Annotated in this window: 19 protein-coding genes and 3 pseudogenes; 13 read left to right on the top strand and 9 right to left on the bottom strand. The window is 69.2% G+C overall.

Features of this window, described 5'->3' with window-relative positions:
• Positions 1-51 precede the first annotated feature (51 nt).
• The 6 genes from ACIO3R_RS25020 to ACIO3R_RS24995 are packed head-to-tail and all read left to right on the top strand — an operon-like array spanning position 52 to position 2515.
• Complete coding sequence (locus tag ACIO3R_RS25020; protein ID WP_402108808.1) at positions 52-894, top strand: SDR family oxidoreductase; 843 nt, start codon at positions 52-54, stop codon at positions 892-894.
• Positions 895-938: 44 nt separating this feature from the next.
• Positions 939-1367, top strand: coding sequence for a cupin domain-containing protein (locus ACIO3R_RS25015; protein ID WP_385026920.1), 429 nt, complete (start codon positions 939-941; stop codon positions 1365-1367).
• Positions 1368-1415: 48 nt separating this feature from the next.
• Positions 1416-1793 carry a helix-turn-helix domain-containing protein gene (locus tag ACIO3R_RS25010; protein WP_385026917.1) on the top strand — a complete coding sequence of 126 codons (378 nt, stop codon included), beginning with the start codon at positions 1416-1418 and terminating at the stop codon, positions 1791-1793.
• Positions 1790-2026, top strand: coding sequence for a hypothetical protein (locus ACIO3R_RS25005; protein WP_402108805.1), 237 nt, complete (start codon positions 1790-1792; stop codon positions 2024-2026). The genes ACIO3R_RS25010 and ACIO3R_RS25005 overlap by 4 nt, the downstream gene beginning before the upstream one ends.
• Positions 2019-2207 carry a hypothetical protein gene (locus tag ACIO3R_RS25000; RefSeq protein WP_402108802.1) on the top strand — a complete coding sequence of 63 codons (189 nt, stop codon included), beginning with the start codon at positions 2019-2021 and terminating at the stop codon, positions 2205-2207. The genes ACIO3R_RS25005 and ACIO3R_RS25000 overlap by 8 nt, the downstream gene beginning before the upstream one ends.
• Positions 2204-2515: a hypothetical protein gene (locus ACIO3R_RS24995; protein ID WP_402108800.1), complete on the top strand. Its 312-nt coding sequence runs from the start codon at positions 2204-2206 to the stop codon at positions 2513-2515. The genes ACIO3R_RS25000 and ACIO3R_RS24995 overlap by 4 nt, the downstream gene beginning before the upstream one ends.
• A gap of 18 nt (positions 2516-2533) precedes the next feature.
• Here ACIO3R_RS24995 and ACIO3R_RS24990 read toward each other — a convergent pair whose 3' ends face one another.
• On the bottom strand, positions 2534-3706 hold the full coding sequence (locus tag ACIO3R_RS24990; RefSeq protein ID WP_402108797.1) for an MFS transporter: 1173 nt from the start codon (positions 3704-3706) through the stop codon (positions 2534-2536).
• A gap of 64 nt (positions 3707-3770) precedes the next feature.
• Here ACIO3R_RS24990 and ACIO3R_RS24985 point away from each other — a divergent pair, with 64 nt between their 5' ends.
• The gene (locus tag ACIO3R_RS24985; protein WP_402108796.1) at positions 3771-4373 is read left to right on the top strand and encodes a TetR/AcrR family transcriptional regulator; all 603 of its coding nucleotides are present in this window, start codon (positions 3771-3773) and stop codon (positions 4371-4373) included.
• A gap of 189 nt (positions 4374-4562) precedes the next feature.
• Here ACIO3R_RS24985 and ACIO3R_RS24980 read toward each other — a convergent pair whose 3' ends face one another.
• The gene (locus ACIO3R_RS24980; RefSeq protein WP_385347392.1) at positions 4563-5033 is read right to left on the bottom strand and encodes a hypothetical protein; all 471 of its coding nucleotides are present in this window, start codon (positions 5031-5033) and stop codon (positions 4563-4565) included.
• 447 nt (positions 5034-5480) lie between these two features.
• On the opposite strand from ACIO3R_RS24980, the gene ACIO3R_RS24975 reads away from it, so the two are divergent.
• Together ACIO3R_RS24975 and ACIO3R_RS24970 are read left to right on the top strand one after the other, a co-directional pair.
• Positions 5481-5798 (top strand): helix-turn-helix domain-containing protein, encoded by a 318-nt coding sequence (locus ACIO3R_RS24975; protein ID WP_402108793.1) that lies wholly within the window; start codon positions 5481-5483, stop codon positions 5796-5798.
• Between the two features lie 97 nt (positions 5799-5895).
• Positions 5896-6476: pseudogene (locus ACIO3R_RS24970) on the top strand (fibronectin type III-like domain-contianing protein); the annotation flags it as partial.
• A 62-nt stretch (positions 6477-6538) separates the two neighbouring features.
• On the opposite strand, the gene ACIO3R_RS24965 reads toward ACIO3R_RS24970, so the two are convergent.
• From ACIO3R_RS24965 to ACIO3R_RS24955, 3 genes are all read right to left on the bottom strand, one after another.
• A complete protein-coding gene (locus ACIO3R_RS24965) occupies positions 6539-10753 on the bottom strand; it encodes a tetratricopeptide repeat protein (protein ID WP_402108791.1) in 4215 nt (1404 codons plus the stop codon).
• Positions 10750-11244 (bottom strand): hypothetical protein, encoded by a 495-nt coding sequence (locus tag ACIO3R_RS24960; protein WP_402108788.1) that lies wholly within the window; start codon positions 11242-11244, stop codon positions 10750-10752. The genes ACIO3R_RS24965 and ACIO3R_RS24960 overlap by 4 nt, the downstream gene beginning before the upstream one ends.
• Positions 11245-11467: 223 nt before the next feature.
• On the bottom strand, positions 11468-11713 hold the full coding sequence (locus ACIO3R_RS24955; RefSeq protein ID WP_402108785.1) for a hypothetical protein: 246 nt from the start codon (positions 11711-11713) through the stop codon (positions 11468-11470).
• Between the two features lie 60 nt (positions 11714-11773).
• On the opposite strand from ACIO3R_RS24955, the gene ACIO3R_RS24950 reads away from it, so the two are divergent.
• The 3 genes and pseudogenes from ACIO3R_RS24950 to ACIO3R_RS24940 all read left to right on the top strand — a co-directional run.
• Positions 11774-12877 (top strand): IS630 family transposase, encoded by a 1104-nt coding sequence (locus ACIO3R_RS24950; protein ID WP_402108782.1) that lies wholly within the window; start codon positions 11774-11776, stop codon positions 12875-12877.
• Between the two features lie 48 nt (positions 12878-12925).
• Positions 12926-13111, top strand: a pseudogene (locus tag ACIO3R_RS24945) (winged helix-turn-helix domain-containing protein); the annotation flags it as partial.
• Positions 13093-13437, top strand: a pseudogene (locus tag ACIO3R_RS24940) (TetR-like C-terminal domain-containing protein); the annotation flags it as partial. The pseudogenes ACIO3R_RS24945 and ACIO3R_RS24940, both read left to right, overlap by 19 nt.
• Before the next feature lie 40 nt (positions 13438-13477).
• On the opposite strand, the gene ACIO3R_RS24935 reads toward ACIO3R_RS24940, so the two are convergent.
• From ACIO3R_RS24935 to ACIO3R_RS24925, 3 genes are all read right to left on the bottom strand, one after another.
• A complete protein-coding gene (locus tag ACIO3R_RS24935) occupies positions 13478-15505 on the bottom strand; it encodes a HelD family protein (protein ID WP_402108884.1) in 2028 nt (675 codons plus the stop codon).
• A 372-nt stretch (positions 15506-15877) separates the two neighbouring features.
• On the bottom strand, positions 15878-17527 hold the full coding sequence (locus tag ACIO3R_RS24930; protein ID WP_402108780.1) for a TlrC/CarA/OleB/SrmB family ABC-F type ribosomal protection protein: 1650 nt from the start codon (positions 17525-17527) through the stop codon (positions 15878-15880).
• A gap of 539 nt (positions 17528-18066) precedes the next feature.
• Complete coding sequence (locus tag ACIO3R_RS24925; RefSeq protein ID WP_402108777.1) at positions 18067-18684, bottom strand: TetR/AcrR family transcriptional regulator; 618 nt, start codon at positions 18682-18684, stop codon at positions 18067-18069.
• 68 nt (positions 18685-18752) lie between these two features.
• Here ACIO3R_RS24925 and ACIO3R_RS24920 point away from each other — a divergent pair, with 68 nt between their 5' ends.
• Positions 18753-20087 (top strand): alpha/beta hydrolase, encoded by a 1335-nt coding sequence (locus tag ACIO3R_RS24920; protein ID WP_402108775.1) that lies wholly within the window; start codon positions 18753-18755, stop codon positions 20085-20087.
• Between the two features lie 212 nt (positions 20088-20299).
• Here the strand turns inward: ACIO3R_RS24920 and ACIO3R_RS24915 are convergent, their stop codons facing one another.
• Complete coding sequence (locus ACIO3R_RS24915) at positions 20300-20620, bottom strand: hypothetical protein (protein WP_385026890.1); 321 nt, start codon at positions 20618-20620, stop codon at positions 20300-20302.
• Positions 20621-20653: the final 33 nt, after the last annotated feature.

The following is a 20653-nucleotide window of genomic DNA, read 5'->3' as shown; positions in this document are numbered from 1 at the left end:
CCCGGAGCCACTGAGCCCTCTTCTTCCTTCTACGCGGGAGCCCCACTTCTCATGAGCAAGGTCATCCTCGTTACCGGTGCCGGCCGCGGCCTGGGCACCGACATCGCCCGCCGCGCCCTGGCCGCCGGCCACCAGGTCGTCGCCACCGGCCGCCGCCCCGGGACGGTCCTTCGGGCGCTCGGCGGCGAGCAGGACGACCTGCTGGTCACCGCGCTGGACATCACCAGCACCGACGCGGCTCAGGTGGCGGTCGACGCCGCCGTCACCCGGTTCGGCCGCATCGACGTACTGATCAACAACGCCGCCGCCTTCCAGGCCGGCTACTTCGAGGAGATCTCGGACGCCCAGATGCGGGCCCAGATCGAGACGAACCTGTTCGGGCCCATGAACGTCACCCGCGCCGTCCTGCCCGTCATGCGCGCTCAGCGCTCCGGGCACATCGTCACGATCTCCTCGATCGCCGGGCTGGTCGGCCAGGAGTTCTGCGTCGCCTACGCCGCCTCCAAGTTCGGCGTCGAGGGCTGGATGGAGTCCCTCCGCCACGACGTCGAGCCTTTCGGTATCCGCACCACCATCGTCGAGCCCGGCTTCTTCCGCACCGAACTGCTCGTGGACGCCTCGACCAGCTGGGCGGAGCTCTCGATCGACGACTACGCCGAGCGCACCAGGACCACCAGGGCGATGTGGCAGTCAATGAACGGTCAGCAGGCCGGCGATCCGGTCAAGCTCGCCGACGCCCTGTTGGAGGTCACCGGCCTGGACGAGCCGCCGCTGAGGTTCGTCGCCGGCGATGACGCCATTCCCACCGCCGAAGCCAAGGGACAGGAGATCACCCGGCAGGCGACCGCCTCCCGCACCCTGGGCAGCGACCTCGCCCACGCCGACGCCGCCTGACGTCCGTTATCCCCGGGCACCGGATCCGCACCAAGGAGCACGTCATGGAATTCGTCAAGCCGCAGCCCACCGGCAAGGGCCCCGAGAACTGGTTCAACGGAGACGTCTGGTTCGACGTCATCCACGCCGGCCGGGAGCCTTCCCGTATCCGCGCCAACATGGTGCGCTTCGCCCCCGGCGCCCGCACCGCCTGGCACCGTCACGCCGTCGGCCAGACCCTCCACGTCGTCGCCGGTATTGCCCTGATCGGCACGCGCGACGGCACCGTGTACGCCGCCGATCCGGGCGAGACCGTCACCTGCCCGCCCGGCGAGGAGCACTGGCACGGCGCCACCGAGGACCGCTTCATGCAGCACCTCGCCCTGTGGGACGCGACCGCACCGGACGACGACCGCCCCGAGACGACCTGGCTGGAACACGTCACCGCCGCCCAGTACCAGGCACCTCGCACCCGCAACAGCAACAGCAGCTGACTCACGGCGGTCAGCGGCGGCGTCGAGGCTGAACAGCACGTCGGCCACGTGCCAGCTGACGGGTCCCGGCGGGTGCCAGGGCTGCGGCGTGATGAAGTGGCGCTGCTGGCCGGGATGAGCACGGACTACTACATCCGGCTGGCGCAGGGCCGCGAGCGGCACCCGTCCGAGCAGGTACTGAGGGCGATCGCCGGGGCACTGCGGCTGGACGACGCGGCGGCCGCACATCTCTTCCGGTTGGGCCTGTCCGTCTTCGGGACGGCGGCTGCCTCGACGGCCGTTGCTCCGGAGCTGCTGCGGCTGATGGAGGGCATGCGTGATGTGCCGGCCTTCGTGGTCGGGGCGGCGCAGGACGTACTGGCGGCCACGCGATGGCGCGTGAGCTGTACCGCGGTTTCGCCCGGTACGACAACCTACTGCGGATGATCTTCCTTGATCCCTTCGCACGCGAGTTCCACGCCGACTGGGAGCAGGCGGCGCGTATCGCGGTGGGCAACCTGCGGGCGTCCTCCTCGCAGTTCCCGCAGGACGGGCGGATCGAGCGGATCGTCGGCGAACTGAGCGTGCGCCAGTCCCGCGTTCACGTGCCTGTGGGCGCGCTACGAGGTCCGCCCCCGCACGCACGACGACAAACACTTCCGGCACCCACGGGTGGGTGAGCTGCGCCTGCACTTCGAGGCGCTCGCCGTCACCAGCGCCCCCGGACAGCACCTGTCCGTTTACGGCGCGGAGCCCGGCAGTACCGACGCCGACGCCCTGGTCCTGCTCGGCCGGCTGCCGGAACACGACCCGGCCCTGACCGACCGGGCCACCACAGCGAACGAAGGAGAACGGACATGACAGCCGCCTCCATGCTCGACGGCGCGGGCGTGCGGGCCATCGCTCTGGACCTGCCCGGCCACGGCGACGCACTCGTACCCGCCGACCGTGCGGTGGCCCCCTGGACGGATGTGCTCGACACGCTCGACCACCTCGGGGTCAACCGCCGCAGCAACACCGCGGTCATCGCCCGGTACACCGGTGACCCGGTCCGCCCCTGGCAGAGCAGCGCGTCGATGATCTCCCGCACTCGTACCGGACGGGATGCCGCACCGCCACACGTTCGGGCGACGAAAGGAGTACCCGTGCGCTGGCGCACCGCCCGCTGAGACCCAGAGGACCGCGGCTCAGGCGCCTGTTCGTGGCCGCACCGCTCTCGCACCGACGACGCCGATCGCCGCGCACGCAAGAAATGAGAACGCGGCGCCCATGTGGTCGGCGAGTGCGCCGACGACGGGGGAAGCCACGGCCTGTCCCGCAGAGATCATGAGGAAGCCCAGTGCGACCGCGGCAGCCGTGGTCTCGGGGTGCATGCGGGTGATCCAGAAGAAGATCACGGTGGTGAGCGTGACGTACGCGGCCCCGAAGACCGCGATCCCGGCGAAAGCGGCAACGAGGTGGCCGGGCAGTAGTCCGATCACGGCGCTCGCTGTGCCCAGCAGGGCGAGGGCGATGGTCCAGACGCGACGGAGTCCGTGGCGTGCGATCAGGTCGCCGGCGGACAGGCCGACGAGTTCAGCCGCGCCCAGGACCACCCATAGCAGCACGGAAACAGTGGCACTCATCCCTCCGGCGTTCATGACGTGCTCACGGCCGAAGTTCCAGGTGGCCGAGCTCGCCGCTCCGAACAGTGCTGCCGCGCCCAGCGCCGCCCAGGACCTGCGGTCACGCGCCACAGCTGTCAGTGCGCCGAGCGGACGCACGGCGTGGGTGTCCGCACCGGAGGCACTTCGGCCCGGCAGCAACAGGGTGACCCAACACGTCACCGCGACAGCCACTACGGCGAAGGCCGCCCATGCGAGGCGCCAGTGCCCAAGGGCCGAGAGCGCCACGAAGCCGGAAGCCACGATGCCGACGGCGGGACCGGCGTTGACGATGGCCTGGGCGCGGTCGTGATGGTGACGCGGACCCCAGCGCCCTATCGCCTCGGCCAATGGCGGGGATGCCACTCCGGTGCTGGCTCCTGCTATCAGCACGCCCATGGCCAGCATGCCCGCGTCTGTCGCAGCGGCGACCAGCGCCATACCCGCCGCTGCGGTCACTCCGGCGGCAGCAGCCACTGGGCGCGGCCCGAAGCGTGCGACGGCCGCGGCCGCGGCAACGACGGTGACGCAGTACGCCGCGAAGCTGCCGCCGGCGATCACCCCGGACAGAGTGCCGCCGAAGTGGAAGGTGTCCTTGAACGCGGGCAGGAACAGCCCGTAAGCGAAGCGTGCGAGGCCGTAGCAGACCGCGATCAGGGCCAGCCCCGAGGCGGTCAGTCCCCACGGGCGTATCACCATCGACGATGGCGTCGCCATACCCTCACCTCCAAGAGGTAGAACGGTCACTCTCCTATGTAGAACGATTGGTATCATAGTCGGCGTGGACAACGTGACCATCGATGCGCGCTCGGCCCGCAGTCGCCTTCTGGACGCCGCCGACCAGCTGTTCTACGCCCACGGGATCAACGCCACAGGCGTGGATGCCGTCATCGAAGCGGCCCAGGTGGCCCGCATGACCTTCTACCGGCACTTCGGCGGGAAGGACGCCCTCGTAGCGGCATACCTCCAAGCTCGCGACACCAGGTGGCGGGCCACGATGGAAGAGTGCATCAGCGCCGCCGGCGACGACCCCGACGCCCGACTCCTCGCCGTCTTCGATGCCCTGCGTCTATGGCACGGAGACCCGCGCTTCCGCGGCTGCTCCTTCGCCAACGCCGCCGCAGAACTCACCGCGCCCGGCCATCCGGCTCGCGCTGTCGTCACCGACCACAAGCAGGCACTTCGCGCCCGCGTCACCACACTCGCCCGAGCCACCGGACATCCCGCACCCGCCCGGCTGGTCAATCAGCTGCTGCTTCTTTTCGAGGGCGCCACCACGACCCAGGCACTGGGCACCGTCAGCAACGCCGTGGACGAAGCCCGCGCCATCGCCAAGGACCTGATCAACTCCCACACGGCGATGCCGCATGACACCGCGTCGTAGGGACGCCGCCGGACAGGGAGCCACGTCAGGCGTGTTGGCGGCCGGTGAGCAGGCCGTCGCCGGTGCGCAGCACTCCGCGGATGCCGTAGAGCGGATCGCCGACGTACTCCAGCTGTGGATCGCGTCCTTCACGCCTGCTTGCCATCGGCATAGGGCCAAGTCGCCTCGGGCAGCTGGACACAGGCGCTGTCAGGTGTTCGCGATGAAGTAGGCGGCGGCAGCGTCGATGAAGCGGTCGTGCGCGGCCCGTGCGGTGTCCTGCGCCGCGGTGAGCTCCTCGACACTCGTGGCGGCATCGACCATGTCGTAGGTGGCGACGACCATCGCCTGTGCGGTGGCGTGGACAGCCGGGTGGGGCACGAGGAGCCGCAGCGCGACCAGGGGGTGGGTGATGGCGGAGCGGGTGATGTGGGACCTGGCTCGCAGTTCTTCCAACTCGACGGCGCCGGCGCCACGCAGCCGGGCCTCCCCACGCATCCACAGGGCCCGACGGTGATCGGAGCCGGCGGAGGCGAGTGTGGTCACCGCGTCGAGCCGGTCGCGGCGCAACTGCTCAGCAGCGGTTGCACGCTCGGCTCGGCCGGCTGCCAGGTGCTGGAACGTGCCGGTGACGATCGATCCGAGGAGTGTCCCGATGACGGCAAGGACAGTTGCGATCATGATCAGCCTTCTTGGTCGGGCGGCTGCTTCCGGGCCGGTGCGCAAACGGGTGCGGCCACCGTTGGTCATCGTGCGTGGTGGGAACTGACGATGAGACGGTGGCCGCAGCATAGATCCACGCCCGCGAAGGCGCGCCGGTCTGAAGGAGATCCTGGCCCGACGCCCGAGGCCCGATGCCCGGCACGGGACGCGGCCGCCGGTCACATCCACGGCTTCGGCAAGATACTCAGCTATCGCCACGGCGCCACGCACCTCACCGGCTTCGCTCCACCTGCTCCGAGACTGATCAAGAGGCAGCTTCCGGCCCTGACATGATCGGTGGCACGAAGGTACTTGTGATCGGAGCGACAGGAACGATCGGCAGCGCTGTCGCCAGTGCGTTACTGACCTTGAAGTCGTCTTGTCGTAGGGACTGACGGTTGGTGATCGTCGCGGTATGCCGGAGGTATGAGGTATCCGCAGGGTGGGGGTCTGACCGCGGAGAGGCAAGCGTTCCGCGAGCGGGTCCGGATGGAAGCGGTCGCCATGTTTGCAGACGGACGTGGCAGTACGGAGATCGCGAAGGAGTTACGGGTCAGCGTCCGGTCGGTTCAACGGTGGCGGCGGTCCTGGCGGGAGGCCGGCCAGGACGCGGTCCGTTCCCGCGGCCCGGTGTCCCGTCCGAAGCTGAATGACCGACTGTTCGCGTTACTCGAGGAGGAGTTGGCCAAGGGACCGGTTGCTCACGGCCGGCCGGACCAGCGGTGGACGCTCGCCCGGATCTAGTGCTGCTCCGCGGAGGTTCGTGGAGGGGTATTGATCAGGGCGTCGGGTCGCCGAGGTAGAAGCCGCGGGCGCAGTCCAGGGCGTCTTCGGTTGATGAGTACCGTCGGGCCGCGTCAACCCATCGGGCCGCCTGCCGGTGAGCGAGCCGCGCGTACCCGGCGACCAGCCGTGGACGTATCTCCAGCCGCCGCTGGGGCTGGCGGGCGAGCTCAGCAACCTGGATCCGACGCTGCTGTACGCGTCCGGGCACGGGCGCTCGTACACAACGTTTGCGTGGAGGACCTCCCGAGCGAGCTCCCGGAGACGGACATCGGCACGGACGGCTCGTATGACGTGGCCCTGACCGTCCGTAGCACCGGCGACCGCGAGGGCACGGAGGTCTCCCAGCTGTACCTGCACGACCCGGTGGCCTCCGTGATCCGCCCCGACGTACGCCTGATCCGTTACCAGCGAGTGGAGTTGGCGCCGGATGAGGCGAGCCGGGTGGCCCTCCGGTTCCACGCAGATCAGTCGGCGTTCAACGATCCGACCGGGCGGCGGATCGTCGAACCGGGCATGCCGGAGGTGAAGTTGGCAACCTCCAGCGCGGACGTACGGCATACAATGCGCCTGAACCTCACCGGTCCGGTTCGGGAGTTGGGGCCGGAGCGGCGGTTACGGTGCGAGGGGACCGTAAACACTGACCGTCGGGCCGCCTGGCCTACCAGGCACAGTGACCGGCGCCCAGAATCAGGGAAGGATCACCGCTTGCCGTCGCCCTCCCCGCGGCCGGGTAGCTGGCTCAGCGCCCATGCCTCTTTTTCCCGATCGCCGATGTCCCGAAAGATCGCAGCGGCCTGCAGCAGGGCGTGGCTGGCTTCCTCGAAGCGCCCTACGACCATGAGGGCGTCTCCGAGACAGCAGAGCACCACGCCTTCTCCCTGGCGGTCACCGAGTTCCCGCCGAAAGACGGCGGACCGCTGCCCCACCGGGATGAACTCTTCGAACTGCTCTGTGGTCAGGAATATGCCTCCGAGAAGGTGGAGGACCTGGATTTCCGCTCCTCGGTCGCCGAGGGCGCGGGCGATCTCATCGACTGCCCGAGCGGCGGCGACCGCGTCCTGGAGACGCCCCGTCTCCTGGAGAGCACGACTGAGATCGAGTAGCGCCGCGCTCTCACGAGGGCGATCGCCCACCTCGTGCAGCAGCGCGACCGCCTGCTGACTGGCGGGAACGGCTTCCTCGAACCGCCCGGTCGTCACCAGAGCGTGGCCGAGATCTTTCAGCGCACAGCCCTGGCAATGGCGGTTTCCATCCTCCTCAAAGACGGATGCCGCCTGCTCGAAGACCGGGACGGCCTCCGCGGCGCGTCCTGTCTTCAGCAGGGCACTGCCCACGTCCTCCAGCGCGATGCCTTGGTTCAGGAGGTTGTCGGTACCGTGCAGGAGCTCGGCGGCACGGCGGCTTGGTTCGACGGACTCCTCGAACCGGCCGAGGTTCATCAGCGCGTGGCCCACGTTGCTTAAGGCTGCGGCTTCGCCCACCCGGTCTCCCTGTTCGCGATTGATGGCGGCCTTCTGGCTATGAACGGTGACGGCCTCCTCGTGGCGCCCTGTCTTCTCGTAGGCGAGGCCGAGTACGAAGAGGGCCGTGGCCTCGGCCTGTCGGTCCCCGGTCTCCCGGTTGTCAGCGACGGCCCGCTCGCTCACCTCGATGGCTTCCTCGTACCGGCCCGCTTCCCAGAGGAAGCCGGCGAGCCGGGTCAGCACGATGGCGGCACGGCGTAGATGTTGCGTTTCCCTATAGGCGACGACGGCCTGTTCGTAGGCCTCGATGGATTCGTCGACCCGCCCCATGCTTTCGAGCGCGCTGCCGAGCTCGTCCCACGCCTTCGCCGCGCGCGCACGGTCACCGGACCGCTCCGCCATGCGCTGATTCATTTTCAGAACGGCTATGCGCAGGTTTTCCGGCGCTTGAGCCGAGGACGGTCGGCTGGCATCGGGATCCGTACGGGGCTCCAGGGCCGGATCACGGCGAATGCGTTCGGCGTCGTCGGTACGGCCGAGTGCGTCCAGCGCATCCGACAGCTTCCCGGCGGCAGCGTCCAGGTCTGCACCGAACGCCTCGGGTTCAGCGACGGAGAGCTCCTGAAACGCGCGGAAGGCTCTGTCGGCGGCGGACAGCGCCTGGTTCGGTTCCGTGCCCAGCTCGATCCGGACGCTCGCGAAGGTCACGCTCGCTCTGGCCAGATCAGGCAGATAGGTGTCGGGCTCTGCGGTGTGCAGCCTGTCGCCGTGCTCGACGGCCCGGCTGGACGCGTCGAGAGCCTCGGATTGCACTCCGGCCAGGGCCAGCAAGTTCGCATGACTCGCGAGCGCCCGCGCCAGGGCCAACAGGTCGGTGCGGGCGTATGTCCACCCGAGGGCACTCGCGCCCAGCAACACGTCGGGCGCGCCGGAACGCAGGTAGCCGCGGGCCAGAGCGGCACAGAGATCCGTCGCACGGCGGGAGCAGTCCAGCGCCTCCGCCCGCTGTCCCTCGCGCCACAGGATGCCGGAGCGGACGAGCAGCGTCCTGGCCAGGTCGTGCTGGTGGATCTCCATGTCGGACTCGCCCAGTTCACCGAGCAGTTGAACCGCACGCGCGGAGAATTCCAGCGCCTCTTCACATCTCCCGGCCTCCGCCAAACGTTCCGCGCGGCCTGTCAACGACGATGCCAGGCCGAGCCTGTGGGCATGTGGGTTGGCTCTTGCCGATTCCTCGTAGAATTCGACCGCTTGTGTGGAGAATTCAAGCGCCTCACCGTGCCTGCCGGACTCCGCCAGGCGCTGCGCGTGACTGTCCAGGAGCGCAGCGAGTTCGGGGATATGGGCGGGCCGGTTCAGCCCGACCAGCTCGTTGCCCAGTCGAACCGCATGCGCCGAGAATTCCAGGGCCTCACCGTGTTTCCCGGCCTCCGCCAGTGCCTTCGCGAGCGTGCCCAGCGAAGTGGCGAGCGCGTGCCGATGGGTGTTGGGATCGGCGACGGCCAGCTTGCTGTAGATGTCCACGGCACGCAGGGAATGCTCGACCGCTTCGGCCGGCCTGCCGCTCTCCCGCAGCAGTTCTGCGTGATTGGCGGAAGCCATCGCTAATTCGGGCTGGTGCCGATCGGGATACAGCTCCGACTCGAGAAGCAGTCGATTGATGACGTCCAGCGCCTTGGAGGAAGCCTCTCTCCCGCGTCCCGCTTGCCGCAGAACCCTCACGTGCTGTGCGTTCTCCGGATAGACCACACTCCTATCCGTCAACGATCGGCGCCTGCCGTGTCGCTCCGCCTTCTCCGAGAACTCGATGGCTTCCGCCCACCGCCCAGCGTGCCCGAGCCTGGTACTCGCAGAGCCGTACAGACGCGCCAGTTCGGCCTCGGAGGCACCGGACGGGGCGAGCTCGGCGAGCCGTACGGCGATCGCTGCGAACCCGACGTCCAGCGCAATGTGCCGCTCCGTACCCACCCTCGCTTCGAGTGCGTTCCTCAGAGTGCCGAGGAGCGCGGGAGCGATGTCGTGGATCCCGGCAATCGCTGCCAGGGCGGCGCCGCCCGCGTCGACGGCAAGGTCGGGGGCTTCCTGCAGCAACGGGTAGAGGATCCTCTCGGCCAGATGCGGCCAGCGGTCGGCGGCCGCGGCCAGCACCGGGAGGGCGCGAGGGCCGCAAGCAGCGGTGTCGGGCGAGGACAGCAGGGTCTTTGGGATTCCGGTGGCCCATGCGTCCGCACGGAAGCCCGCGATGCCGTGGCCGGGGACCATGAGAGCCACGAAGTCCTCTGCCAGCCGGTCGGGATACGGCGGTTCCAGCACGGTCTCGGGGTCGAGTGCCGGATAGCAGCGCGAGTGATCGCGCAGCAAGGAACGAAGTGTCTCAGGTGAGGCTGCCACCCGGGCGCGCTCCAGCGCGGCCGCAGCGCCCTCCCACGGTACGGCCCCGGTGAGCGCGGCGACGAACACGACGCTTGCCATGTCGCCCGGTGAGGTGTGAAAGTCCAGCCCTGCCACGCGGTTCTCGTACAGACGGGTCCAGTACTCGCGCTCCCGCTCCAGGAGGTACACCGAAAGCCCGGGCATATCCTCAGGCGCCCTGCGACCATGCACATGCGCATCTACGGCGACCAAGGCGGCGACATGCAGCGAGAGTGTCAGGCCCAGGTCGGGAAGGACCAAGGGGACGGGTGGGACGGCCGCACGGGCGTCGTGGCGGTCGTACAGGTCGCTGAACCGCGCCCGCGCGACTGTGAACGCGTGTTTTCGTACGCGGAGTTCATCGGTCAGTGCTTCCAGTTCCCGGACCGAGGTGGCAGCGCGGTCGCCGAGCATTGACTCGACCGCAGGCCACGCGTCCACGGTCCGCGCCAGCAACAGTACCCGTACCGGTGTGCGTCTGCCCTGCGCCGTGGAGAAGGCGCTATTCGCGAACAACCAGGTCAGGTCCTTCAGAGGCCAGCGGTCCGCGTAGTCCACGAGGATCAGCAGCCCCTTGAGGTCTCCGGGGTCCGCGTCATGGCTTCCCTGGGACTCGGGCGCCACGACACCTCCGTGGCGTACGACGACCGCCTTCCATCCCTCCCGGGCGGAGGTCGCGGCAAAGTGATCGGCAAGGCGGGTCTTGCCACGTCCCCCCGGACCGTGCAGCCAGCGCACCGCCCAGCCGACATCGCTTCCGTCACCGCGCCAGTCCCGTAATTCGCCCAGCTCGGTCTCCCTGCCGGTGAACGGCACAACGGCATTGCGGGCGTTGAGTAGCCGACTGGGCTGTTCAGTCCATGCGGGGTCAGCATCGCCGGTTGCGGGCGTGTGTTCTTCCAGAAGATACACGGGACGACCGTCGCCGTGGACGTGGACATCGGCGTTGATCGCACCATAGGCGAAGCCGCCGAACGCGTAGACATTCTGGACGATGCTGGCCCGCGCCGAACCGCCCGCCGGAGTCTGGTCAGTCATGCCGACTGTCCGTTGTCGCGGTCCCCTGGGTCGACGTCGTCCTTGTCCTGAGCGTGCCCCGCCGGAGAGTCCAGCCGAGTGGAACCGTAGTTGTAGATGCTGCCGCCAATCACGCCCTGTGCCTGGGACTGTCGGCCACTGGCGGTGACGTGCTGGACGGCGCTCGGCCGTATCGAGTGCTCCCGTTGCATCTCGGCGAGGATCTCAGTCAGCTCCGCACCGGCCTCAGGGTACGTGGCCAGCAGATCGCGCAGCCGAGTCTCCCAGACAATCGCCGTCCGAGCCCTCACCTCACCGGAATCGCCCTCCTGGGAGGCTGCCAGTTCGCCGGCAGAACGATGCAGTTCGACTTCCATCCGTTCCTCGGCGGCCGTTCCCTCACGCCGCCAAAGCGTGGGGATCTTCTTCACGGCGTCCACCAGCCCCGCAGCCAGCGCGCCGACCAAAACCCTGCCACCTTCTCCAGCGAGGTTCCCGATCAGATCAGACATGGTCGTCATTCCCTCCCCGTTGTCGCGCTCGCGACGTCAGGCCCCGAAGGCTAACGAGATCGGCCTCGGAACTCTCTCAATTCGCCACAGTGCTCGCCAGATCCGTTCCTGTTCCCCCATGAGCCTCACGATTCCTGCGGGCCGTTCGACTGCCTGGTAGTCGAACCGGGCGTACTGGACTTACGGTTGACAGCGTCCAGCGCGAACCGGGAGGATCCGATGGTCAGGGTAGTCTGGTGGGCAGGACGTTGTCCTCGTACTTGCCGCGGCTGGTGAGGTAGCGGGCGAAGCCCCAGGTGTGCTGGACGCCCGTGAAGCGCAGGCGGCACAGCGGCAGCGATTCCTCCTCGCCCGGCAACTTGCCCGCCACGTAGGTGAATCCGGGGCGGAAGTGCACCTGGACGCGGGCACACTGGGGCCAGCGCTCCTTGGCGCAAGCGTTCAGAAGGTGGCGCGGGTGGTCCTGCATGGACTCGCGAACTCTTCGGCACGGGTCCATCCTGCAGGGTCCCCCATTACCGCGTACTCCATGATCACCACTTTGGCCGGGGCGGGCGAGGGCGCGGCGGGGATGAACGAGGCGGTCGTGGTGGAGTTGGAGGAGACGGTGCGCGAGTGTCTGATCCGTACCGCGGTCTCATTGAAAGGACAGGTGCGGGCAGTGCTGCGGGCGCGGATCGTGCTCGCGACGGCTGACGGCCTGAGCAACGGGGCCATCGCGCGGGATCTGGCGGTCAGCGTGAACACGGTCCGCAAGTGGCGCGGACGGTTCGCGGCCGAGGGCCTGGAAGGGCTGAAGGACGCCGCTCGCTCCGGTCGGCCCAGGACCTACGGGCCCCTGGTGAGGGTGGCGGTCGTGGCCGCTGCCACCAGTGCGCCCCCGCACCCGGAGACGACCTGGTCGCACCGCACGATCGCCGCCCAGGTTGCTGGCACCGTCTTCGCCAACATCTCGGCCTCCCAAGTTGGCCGAATCCTTGCCGACTTGGAACTCAAGCCGCACCGGGTCCGCGGCTGGCTCACTCGCCGCGACACCCCCGACTTCTGGGACCGTGTCGCGGACGTGTGCGACCTGTACCGCGATCTGCCCGAAAGAGCGGTGGTGCTGTCCATCGACGAGAAGACCGCGATCGCCGCCCGCTCCAGGCGCCACCCCGGCCGTCCCGCCGGGCCGGGCGAGCCCGCTCGCGAGGAGTTCGAGTACCGCCGCCACGGTACCGTCTCCCTGGTCGCGGCCTTGGACGTGCGCACCGGCGAGGTCCTGACCGAGATCATCGCCCGCAACGACGCGGTGACCTTCACCGCCTTCCTCGACCAACTCGACGCGGCCATCGCCCCAGGCCAGGACATTCACGCCGTCCTGGACAACGGTTCCTCGCACACCGCGAAGCACACCAAGAAGTGGCTGGCCGCACATCCGCACTGGACCGTGCACTGGACTCCGCCGCACGCCTCCTGGCTCAACCAAGTTGAGCTGTTCTTCTCCGTCCTGACCCGCCGCGTGCTACGGCACGGTGACTTCTCCAGCCGCGACGACCTCATCGACAAGCTGGACACTTACGTCATCAGCCGCAACGAAACCGCGAAGCCGTACAAGTGGACCTACGACGGCAGCCCGCTCAAGACCGGCTGATCACACCCGGTACCCCCCCCCCCCCGAACTTCCGCGGAGCAGCACTAGACGTTGATCGGCCGACGGTTCCACAAGTCCATGACGCTGTCGGGGATCTCCCAGATGCTGCGGCGCCGTGGCTGGAGCCATCAGGTTCCGGCCCGTCGTGCCGTCGAGCGCGACGAGGCAGCCGTCGCCGGCTGGGTGAAGGAGGTGTGGCCACACCTGGAGCCACCGCGGCGGCACCCATGCCCGACACCGGAAGCGTCGCCGGTGACCTGCACGCCTATGCGGCCAACGTCGCCCGCGAGATCACCGGACCCGACGGCCTGGCACTCGTGCGCCTCGCCGTCGCCCTCACCAGCACCGGCCAGCAAGGCCGGCAGGCACGTGACAGCATCCGCGACGAACGCACCCGGCAATTGCAGTCCATGCTCGACCGTGCCGGCGAACGCGGCGAGAGCGCCCCCGCCGCGCTCGACGTGCTGGACCACATCCTCGCCCCGATGTACATCCGCGTCCTGTTCGGTATGGAACTCACCCCGGACTACGTCGACGGGCTCGTCAACCGGCTGCTGTGACCGCCGGATGCGTCCTCGGTGCAACACGGGCGCGGAGTCGTCAGGCGGGCCGGACGGTAACGGAGCAGAGGCGCTTGGTGGCCCGGGTCAGGGCTACGTACAGGTCTCTCTCCCCGCCAGGGCGGGCCGTGATGATCTCCTCGGGGTTCATGACGACGACCCCGTCGAATTCCAGGCCACGCGCTTCGGACGCCGGCACGATGCGTGCGTGGCGCCCGATGCCCCGGGCCGTCAGCTCGCTCACCCTCGTGTCCGCGCAGATCACCCCCAGAAGCTCGTCCGGGTGCGCGGCGCTCTGCGCACGGAGTTCCTGGACGACGGCGGTGACCGAGCCGTCCTGAGATGTGGTCACGGAGCGAGGGCTCTCACCGCTTCGCAGTGACCGGGTGGGCTTCTGGTCCGGAGCGATCCGCGTGAGCAGATCCCGGACGCCCTCCAGGATCTCCTGCGTGGTGCGGTAACTGACGGTCAGGTTGTGCAGTTTGAACCGCTGTCCGACGTGGGGGCTCAGCGCTTCCCGCCAGTCGCGTGCTGTCGCGACCGGGCCTGCCTGGGCGAAGTCGCCCACCAGCGTCATCGCTCTTGCCGGGCAACGGCGGACGATCATCCGCCACTGCATGGCGGTCAGTTCCTGCGCCTCGTCGACGACGACGTGTCCGTACGTCCGCTCGGGGGGACCCTCTACCAGGCTCGCCGCCTCGTCCAGCAGCGGGACATCGGCGCCGGTCCAGGGGTCGTCCGGACCTCGCAGCAACAGGGACCGCTCCTGCTCGGTCACGCCGGGCAGGTGCTCGGCGAGAGCGTCGGCGTTCGTCAGGAGCTCTTCCACGAGGCCGCCCGGCAGGAGCCGCGGCCACAGCGCCTCGACCGCCCGGTCAACGCCGGCGTCCTCGACAAGGTCGGCCCGGATGGCGTCCAGGTCCAGCTCGTGGGCCGGATCCGGGTCGGCCGCGCCCTCGGTACGGCGCTGGGCGGCTCCCGTGAACCGGTCAAGGTTCAGGCCCGTCATTTTCTCGGCATCGGCGTCGATCTGATCCAGTATGTCGCCCATGTCCCGCTGCATCGCATCGGTGACGGCATCGGCCAGGAGCTCCTTGAACACCTGGCGCGCGGGGTTGTGCCCCGGTGCGGCCGCCAGGGCGGCGTCGCGTGCCGTGGCCACTTCCTTCTCGGACAGGTGAACCACTTCCTGACCGACCCGCACGGCGAAGTCACCGGCAGGGGCTTGATGGACGCGCAGCAGGCCGGCCAGGGCGTCGGCGAGGCCGGAGCCACCCTTGAGGCGTGCCGTGCCGACGGGGTCCGTCGCCTCCGTGGACACTCCGGCCAGTTCCTGGCATGTCGCCAGAACCACGTCGTTCTCTCCCAGTGAGGGCAGGACCTGGGAGATGTAGTCGAGGAACCGGGCGTTCGGGCCCACCACCAGGACTCCCTCTTCCGCGGCGCGCGGAAAGGCGTACAAAACGTAGGCCGCCCGGTGCAGGGCGACGACCGTCTTGCCGGTGCCGGGGCCACCCTGCACCACGGTCACCCCTCGGTGGGGGGAGCGGACGATCTCGTCCTGCTCGGCCTGCAGCGTCGCGACGGCAGCGTGCATCTTGCCCGTGCGCCTGGCCGACAGGGCCTCGGTCAGCGGGCCGTCCCCCACGCTGTCCTCGTGGGTCGGGGCGGTCCCGTCGAGCAGTTCGTCGCTCACCGAGATGACGGTGCGGTCCTCGATGCGCAGATGTCTGCGGCGCCGCAGGCCCATCGGGTGGACCGGTGTCGCCTCGTAGAAGGGCCGCGCCGCGTTCGCGCGCCAGTCCACGAGCAGCGGAAGGTCGTCCTCCTCCGTGTGCAGTCCGATCCGTCCGATGCGCAGTGCGGTGCCGTCCGTCCAGTCGACGCGTCCGAAGACCAGCCCCTTTTCGGCGCCCTCCAGCCGGCGTATTTCCTTGGCCAGACGGTCGGCGGCGATTTCCCTCTCGTATGTCTCACCGGCACTGTCAGCCGGGGCCTTCAGCACACTCGCTCTGTGTGCTCGCGCCTCGGAAAGCCGCTCGGTGAGCAACTCGTACAACGAGGACACATACTCCTGCTCCGATTCAACCGCACGCACAGAAGAGTCAATCCTTTTCGACAACAAGAAGCTCCTTCGATTCGAGCCATACCATACGGACGAGGCTCCCCAAAGGTAAGTCTTGACTTGCCTGTTGGGGCTATGCCCCCATGACTGAGCCCATGACGGCCGACCACATTTACGTGTCATGCATTCGGCTGCTCCACATATCGGAATGCCCGCTGGAATGGCCATCGAGTGAATCGAGTCGGCGCCGGAGGCGCGCGGCGGTTTCTGCCGCCTGATCCTCGATGATCGAGAAGTGATCTGCCGTCGAGGGGTACGCATGGTCCCGGCACAGGGATCTGCCCCAGCGTGTCGGTGAGGACGCGCTGGGGGGCCTCAGCCCGCTGCGGTCTCCTGGAAGTGTGCGACGTGGCCGGCGTTCAGTTCCACGTGCCTGCCGGTGAAGCGGGTTCGCATGCGGCGGTCGTGGGTGACGACGACGACCGCGCCTTGGTAGCGGACCAGAGCTTCTTCCAGTTCTTCGACCAGGACGGGGGCGAGGTGGTTGGTGGGCTCGTCCAGCAGCAACAGGTCGACGGGTTCGCTGACAAGGCGTGCCAGTTCGATCCGGCGCCTTTGTCCATAGGACAGTTCACTCACTTTCAGGAGCAGGTCGGCAGGGCTGAACAGGCCGAGGGACAACAACTGGTCGATACGCTCGTCCAGGTCTCCCCCTCGGCCGTGGGCGAACGCCTGTGGGACTGTCAGGCCGGGCGGCCACGGGGTCTCCTCCTGTCTCAAGTGCCCGACTCGGCCCCGCGTGCGCACCGTCCCCTCATCGGGCCGCAGCTCACCGGCCAGCACCCGCATGAGCGTTGTCTTGCCGGCCCCGTTGGGCCCAGTGACCAACAGCCGCTCCTCGCCGCCGATCCGCAGCGAAGGTACGTGCAGCCGGCCCTCGACACGGATGCCGGTGAGTTCCGCCACGGCCTGCGACGTCTGGGCGTCGGCGGTGGTCATCCGGGCGGCGAACACCAGTGGTTCGGGCGGCGGCGCGACAGGATCGCCCGTCAGCCGTTCGACACGCTCCTTCGCGTTGCGGATACGGACCATCGCCCCGTGACCACGGCCGCGGGCACGGAAGCCGCCGTGGCCGAACACGGCGAACGGCGCCTTGCGAGGGATCGCCTCCAACCGTGCCCCGTTCGTGGCGGCCAGCTTCTGGTTGCGGGCCAGCTCCGTGCACCAGTCGGCGTACCCCTGCAGACGGCGCCGCCGCTCAGCGGCCTTGGCGGCAAGGTAGCCGTTGTAGCCGTCGCCGTGCCGCGTCACCTTGCCCTCGCCGACCTCCAGGATCGCGGTGGTGACCCGTTCCAGGAACACCCGGTCATGGGTGACCGCGAGCACCGTGCCGCGATGCGCCCGCAGGTGTGCCTCCAGCCAGCCCACCGCCTGGTCGTCCAGATCGTTGGTCGGCTCGTCCAGCAGCAACAGCTCCGGCCGGGACGCCAAGGTCGCGGCCAGCGCCAGCCTTGAACGCTCACCGCCCGACAGCGTGCCCAGGGGCCGATCCCGAGCCAGACCCGGCAGGCCGAGCCCGTGCAGGGCGATGTCCACCCGGGCATCGGCTTCGTAGCCGGCGCGCGCCTCGTACTGGGCGACCACGTAGGCGTAGGTGTCCAGCGCGGCGGTGAGCTCTGCCCCCGCCAAGCCGGTGAGTCCGGCTTCGGCGTGGTGCATCCGCGCTTCGAGTTCACGGAGGTCGGCAAGAGCGATATCCACTGCGACCTGGACGGTGGCGTCGGGAGGCAGGGCCAACGACTGGGCCAGAAACCCCGAGCCGCCTGGTGCGATCACGGTCAGTTCACCGTTGTCGGACCGGTCCTGCCCGGCGATCAGTCGCAACAGGGTGGATTTTCCCGCTCCGTTGTCGCCGATGACCCCGACCCGCTCGCCCGGCTTGATGCTGAAGGACACGTCGTCCAGCACGACATGGTCGTCGTAGCGGCGGGTGACGTTCTGAAGAGATAGCTGTGCGGTGGACATGGAGCCCCCCTGTTCTCGGCCGGGCCGATCGGCGCGGGTGGATGGACGCATCCGCACGCCAGAAGCACCCCACGGCACGCCGAACAGACGTCATCACGGGGGGCGGAAGCACGGATGAGAACGCGCGACGGCGGAGCCAAGCCTCAAGCTCAACGCGGCCGCACGGAGAATATCACAGGGAACCCATGCGCAGCACCGTAGATCGGGAATTCGTGTGGCTGCAAGCCGTTTCTCTTCGGTGAAGTGGCGGAAGGGTGCAACAGAGGCGGGCGAGTCCACGCAGTCGACCGGCGACCGGCCGGACATGGGATCCCGCCTCGAACCGGCCGCAGCCGCGGAGACGGCCGTGGGTCGCGGCCCCCGTACCGCACCGGGAGCGCCCGCCGCCCCGTCGGCGAGTGGCTGGGCCGCTTCGGCCTGAAGTCTCCAGGCCCGGCCCCCTGCCGGCCGTGTTCGTGCGGCTACGGAGCCGGTGGCCGCGTAGAGCGCGACTCGGGTGCCCTGCCGGCCGTGTTCGTGCGGCTACGGATCAACCGCTCTCACGGCGCCGGGTCCGGGCGCCGAAGGCCGGGGAAGGCGGCGGGGGTTGCCCAGCCGCGCAGTACGGCCTCAATCGTTGACCGGAACGCGGTCTCGGCTGCGGTGCCGTCGAGGCCGCCGGCGAGTTCGAGGGTCACGAGCCCGTGCAGGGCGACCCACAACGAGACGGCGATCAGTGTGGTGTCGCCCGCGAGGATCCGGTCCGCCACGGCACGGTCGATCGCCGCGACAAGCGGTCGCACCGGGTCCCGGTCGCCGACCCGGGCCGACGGTACGAAGGACTGTGCGCCCCCGAACAACACCGCGTACAGGTGGCGGTGTTCGCGTCCCCACTGGCGATACGCCACGGCCAACGCGTACAGATCCTTCAGGGCGGCCTCCGAGCCGGGAACGGCCGTCAGCTCCTGGAACAGGCCCGCTACCGCCTGGTCGCGCACCTCGCGGATCAGCCCGTCCTTCCCCTGGAACAACGTGTACACCGCCGCCGTCGACGTTCCGGCGGCGGCGGCCAGCGCGCGGACCGTGACCGACTCCCGGGGGCGGGTGGCGAACATCTCGGTCGCGCAGGCGACGAGCCGTTCTCTGACGGCGGCGTCGTTCGTTCTCGGCCTTCCCATGAAAAGCAGTTTACCCATGCTGATAACATCGTTTCAAAACAGCGTTCCAAAACCCTGGGGAGCTCTTCATGCCACCGTCCGTCATACGTCCCTTGCGCCTCGTCGGACGCCTGCTGGCGGGCGCCGCCGCGGTGGTGGGGCTGGTCGTCGTCTTCGTGGCGCTGATCGTCGCCACCGATGGTGCGGGGTCGGGCTTAGCCGCGTGGTCCGCAGCTGTCGGGATCGCGGTTGTCGCGGCGATGTGGCGAGGCCGCGGCCGCTCCTGGCGGGGACGGACGGTCCCGTTCCTGCCCGTCCTCGTCGCGGCGGCCCTGACCCTGTCGGTGTGCGTCCCCACCGTCCCCACAACGCGTCACAGCCCGCCCGCCCTGTCATTCGTGACCACCGAGCACTGGCGCCTGTCCACCGGCAGCCGGGTCGCGGTCTACCACTACCCGCCCGCCGGCGGCAGCCCCCGGCAACGCGTCCCGCTCGTCTACCTCAACGGCGGCCCGGTGCGCGGCATCTCGGTGCTCGACCACCGCTTCCTGCAACGGCTCGCGGGACAGGGCTACGACGTGTACGCCTACGAACAGGCCGGCGGTGGACGCAGCGACCTGCTGCCCATGAACCAGTACTCGATCACCCGGTCCGTCCGTGACCTCGGCGCCTTCGTCAGCGAACTCGGCAAGGGCCGCGCCGACGTACTGGGTTTCTCCTCGGGCGCGGTCGTACTCACCCGCGCGCTGGCCGACCCGGCCATCGCCGGCCAACTGCGCCGGGCGGTCATCGCCGAGCCGGGCCCGATGGACGGCCCCACCGCCCGGATGGCCGGGCAGAAGGGTCGACCATCGGCCCGCGACAACGCGCCGGCCATGACCGGACCACGCTCCACCCGCGTCCCGCGGTACGCGGTCGCCTTCGGCCTCATGCGGCTCGGACTGCTCAGCCCGGACAACGGGCTGGTCGGACAGGCGGAAGGCGACAACGCCTTCACCGCCGCCGATCTCGGCAGCGACACCGCGTCCGCCTACTGCGCGCGGGACGCGCTCCGCATCCCGGTCGAGGACACGGAGCGGAACTTCTCCTTCAGCGCCGCCGCCAGCCTCCGCATCCAGCAAACGATCAAGGACTCCCCCTCCATCGTCCCCCAGCTGAGGAATTCCCGGACACCCGCGATGCTGATGATCGCCGAGTGCTCCTCCCAGGTCCGGCAGTGGCAGACAACCGTCCTCGCGGACAACCCCGCCATCCAGCGCACCCAGTACATGCCCGGCGTCGGCCACCACATGTGGAACGGCCTGGGCGACAACGACCAACGCGCGGCAGCCGTCATCACCGCATTCCTCCAGGACAGGCCCGCACCGCTGCCCGACTACCCGGCCCGAGCCGACATCCCGGCCTTCCTCCGTGACCACAAGTAGGCCGGCAGTCCCTGGATGTCGCACGCAAGTCGCAGGGACAAGCCGGCAGGATCCACGGGACAGGTCTTACCGGTGGTGGCGGCGACGCCACGCGCCTCTCGCGAGCGGCCCTTCGCCCGAACAAGATCTCCGGTCCGGCAGGTCGGGATGCTCCCGACCTGTGTCGGGACAGCCGCGTGTACGAGTGGCTGCCGGGCCCGGCACCGGTCAGGTCACAGCCACTGGGCCCAGCCGAAGGTCGCGATGTAGGCACGCTCGATCGCCTTCCAGCCCCGTCCGCCGCGTCGGCGGACAACGACCAGGGCCAGCGCGAACCAGACCGCGCACACGCCGCCGATGATCAACGGCCACTTGGGGCCGTCCAAGGCCCCGACCGCACCGAGCACCACGGCCGTCACCACCAGACCGCCGTGCGCCCCGCCCCGGCTGGAGCGCAGCATCTCCCGGACTACCCGGCGATCCTCCGCGAGGACCCGCTCGTACGCGTTCGGTGCCGCCTCCGCGCCGCGCTCCCGCTCCGTGCCCTTCTCCATGAGATCCCCCTCAACAAAGCAGCCCCTACGAAG

Origin of the sequence: Streptomyces sp. NPDC087428 (genome assembly GCF_044744085.1) — a bacterium.
In the GTDB taxonomy this organism is placed as follows: Bacteria; Actinomycetota; Actinomycetes; order Streptomycetales; family Streptomycetaceae; genus Streptomyces.
Note: the sequence above shows the minus strand (reverse complement) of the source record. Positions and strands in the feature narration are given on the sequence as shown.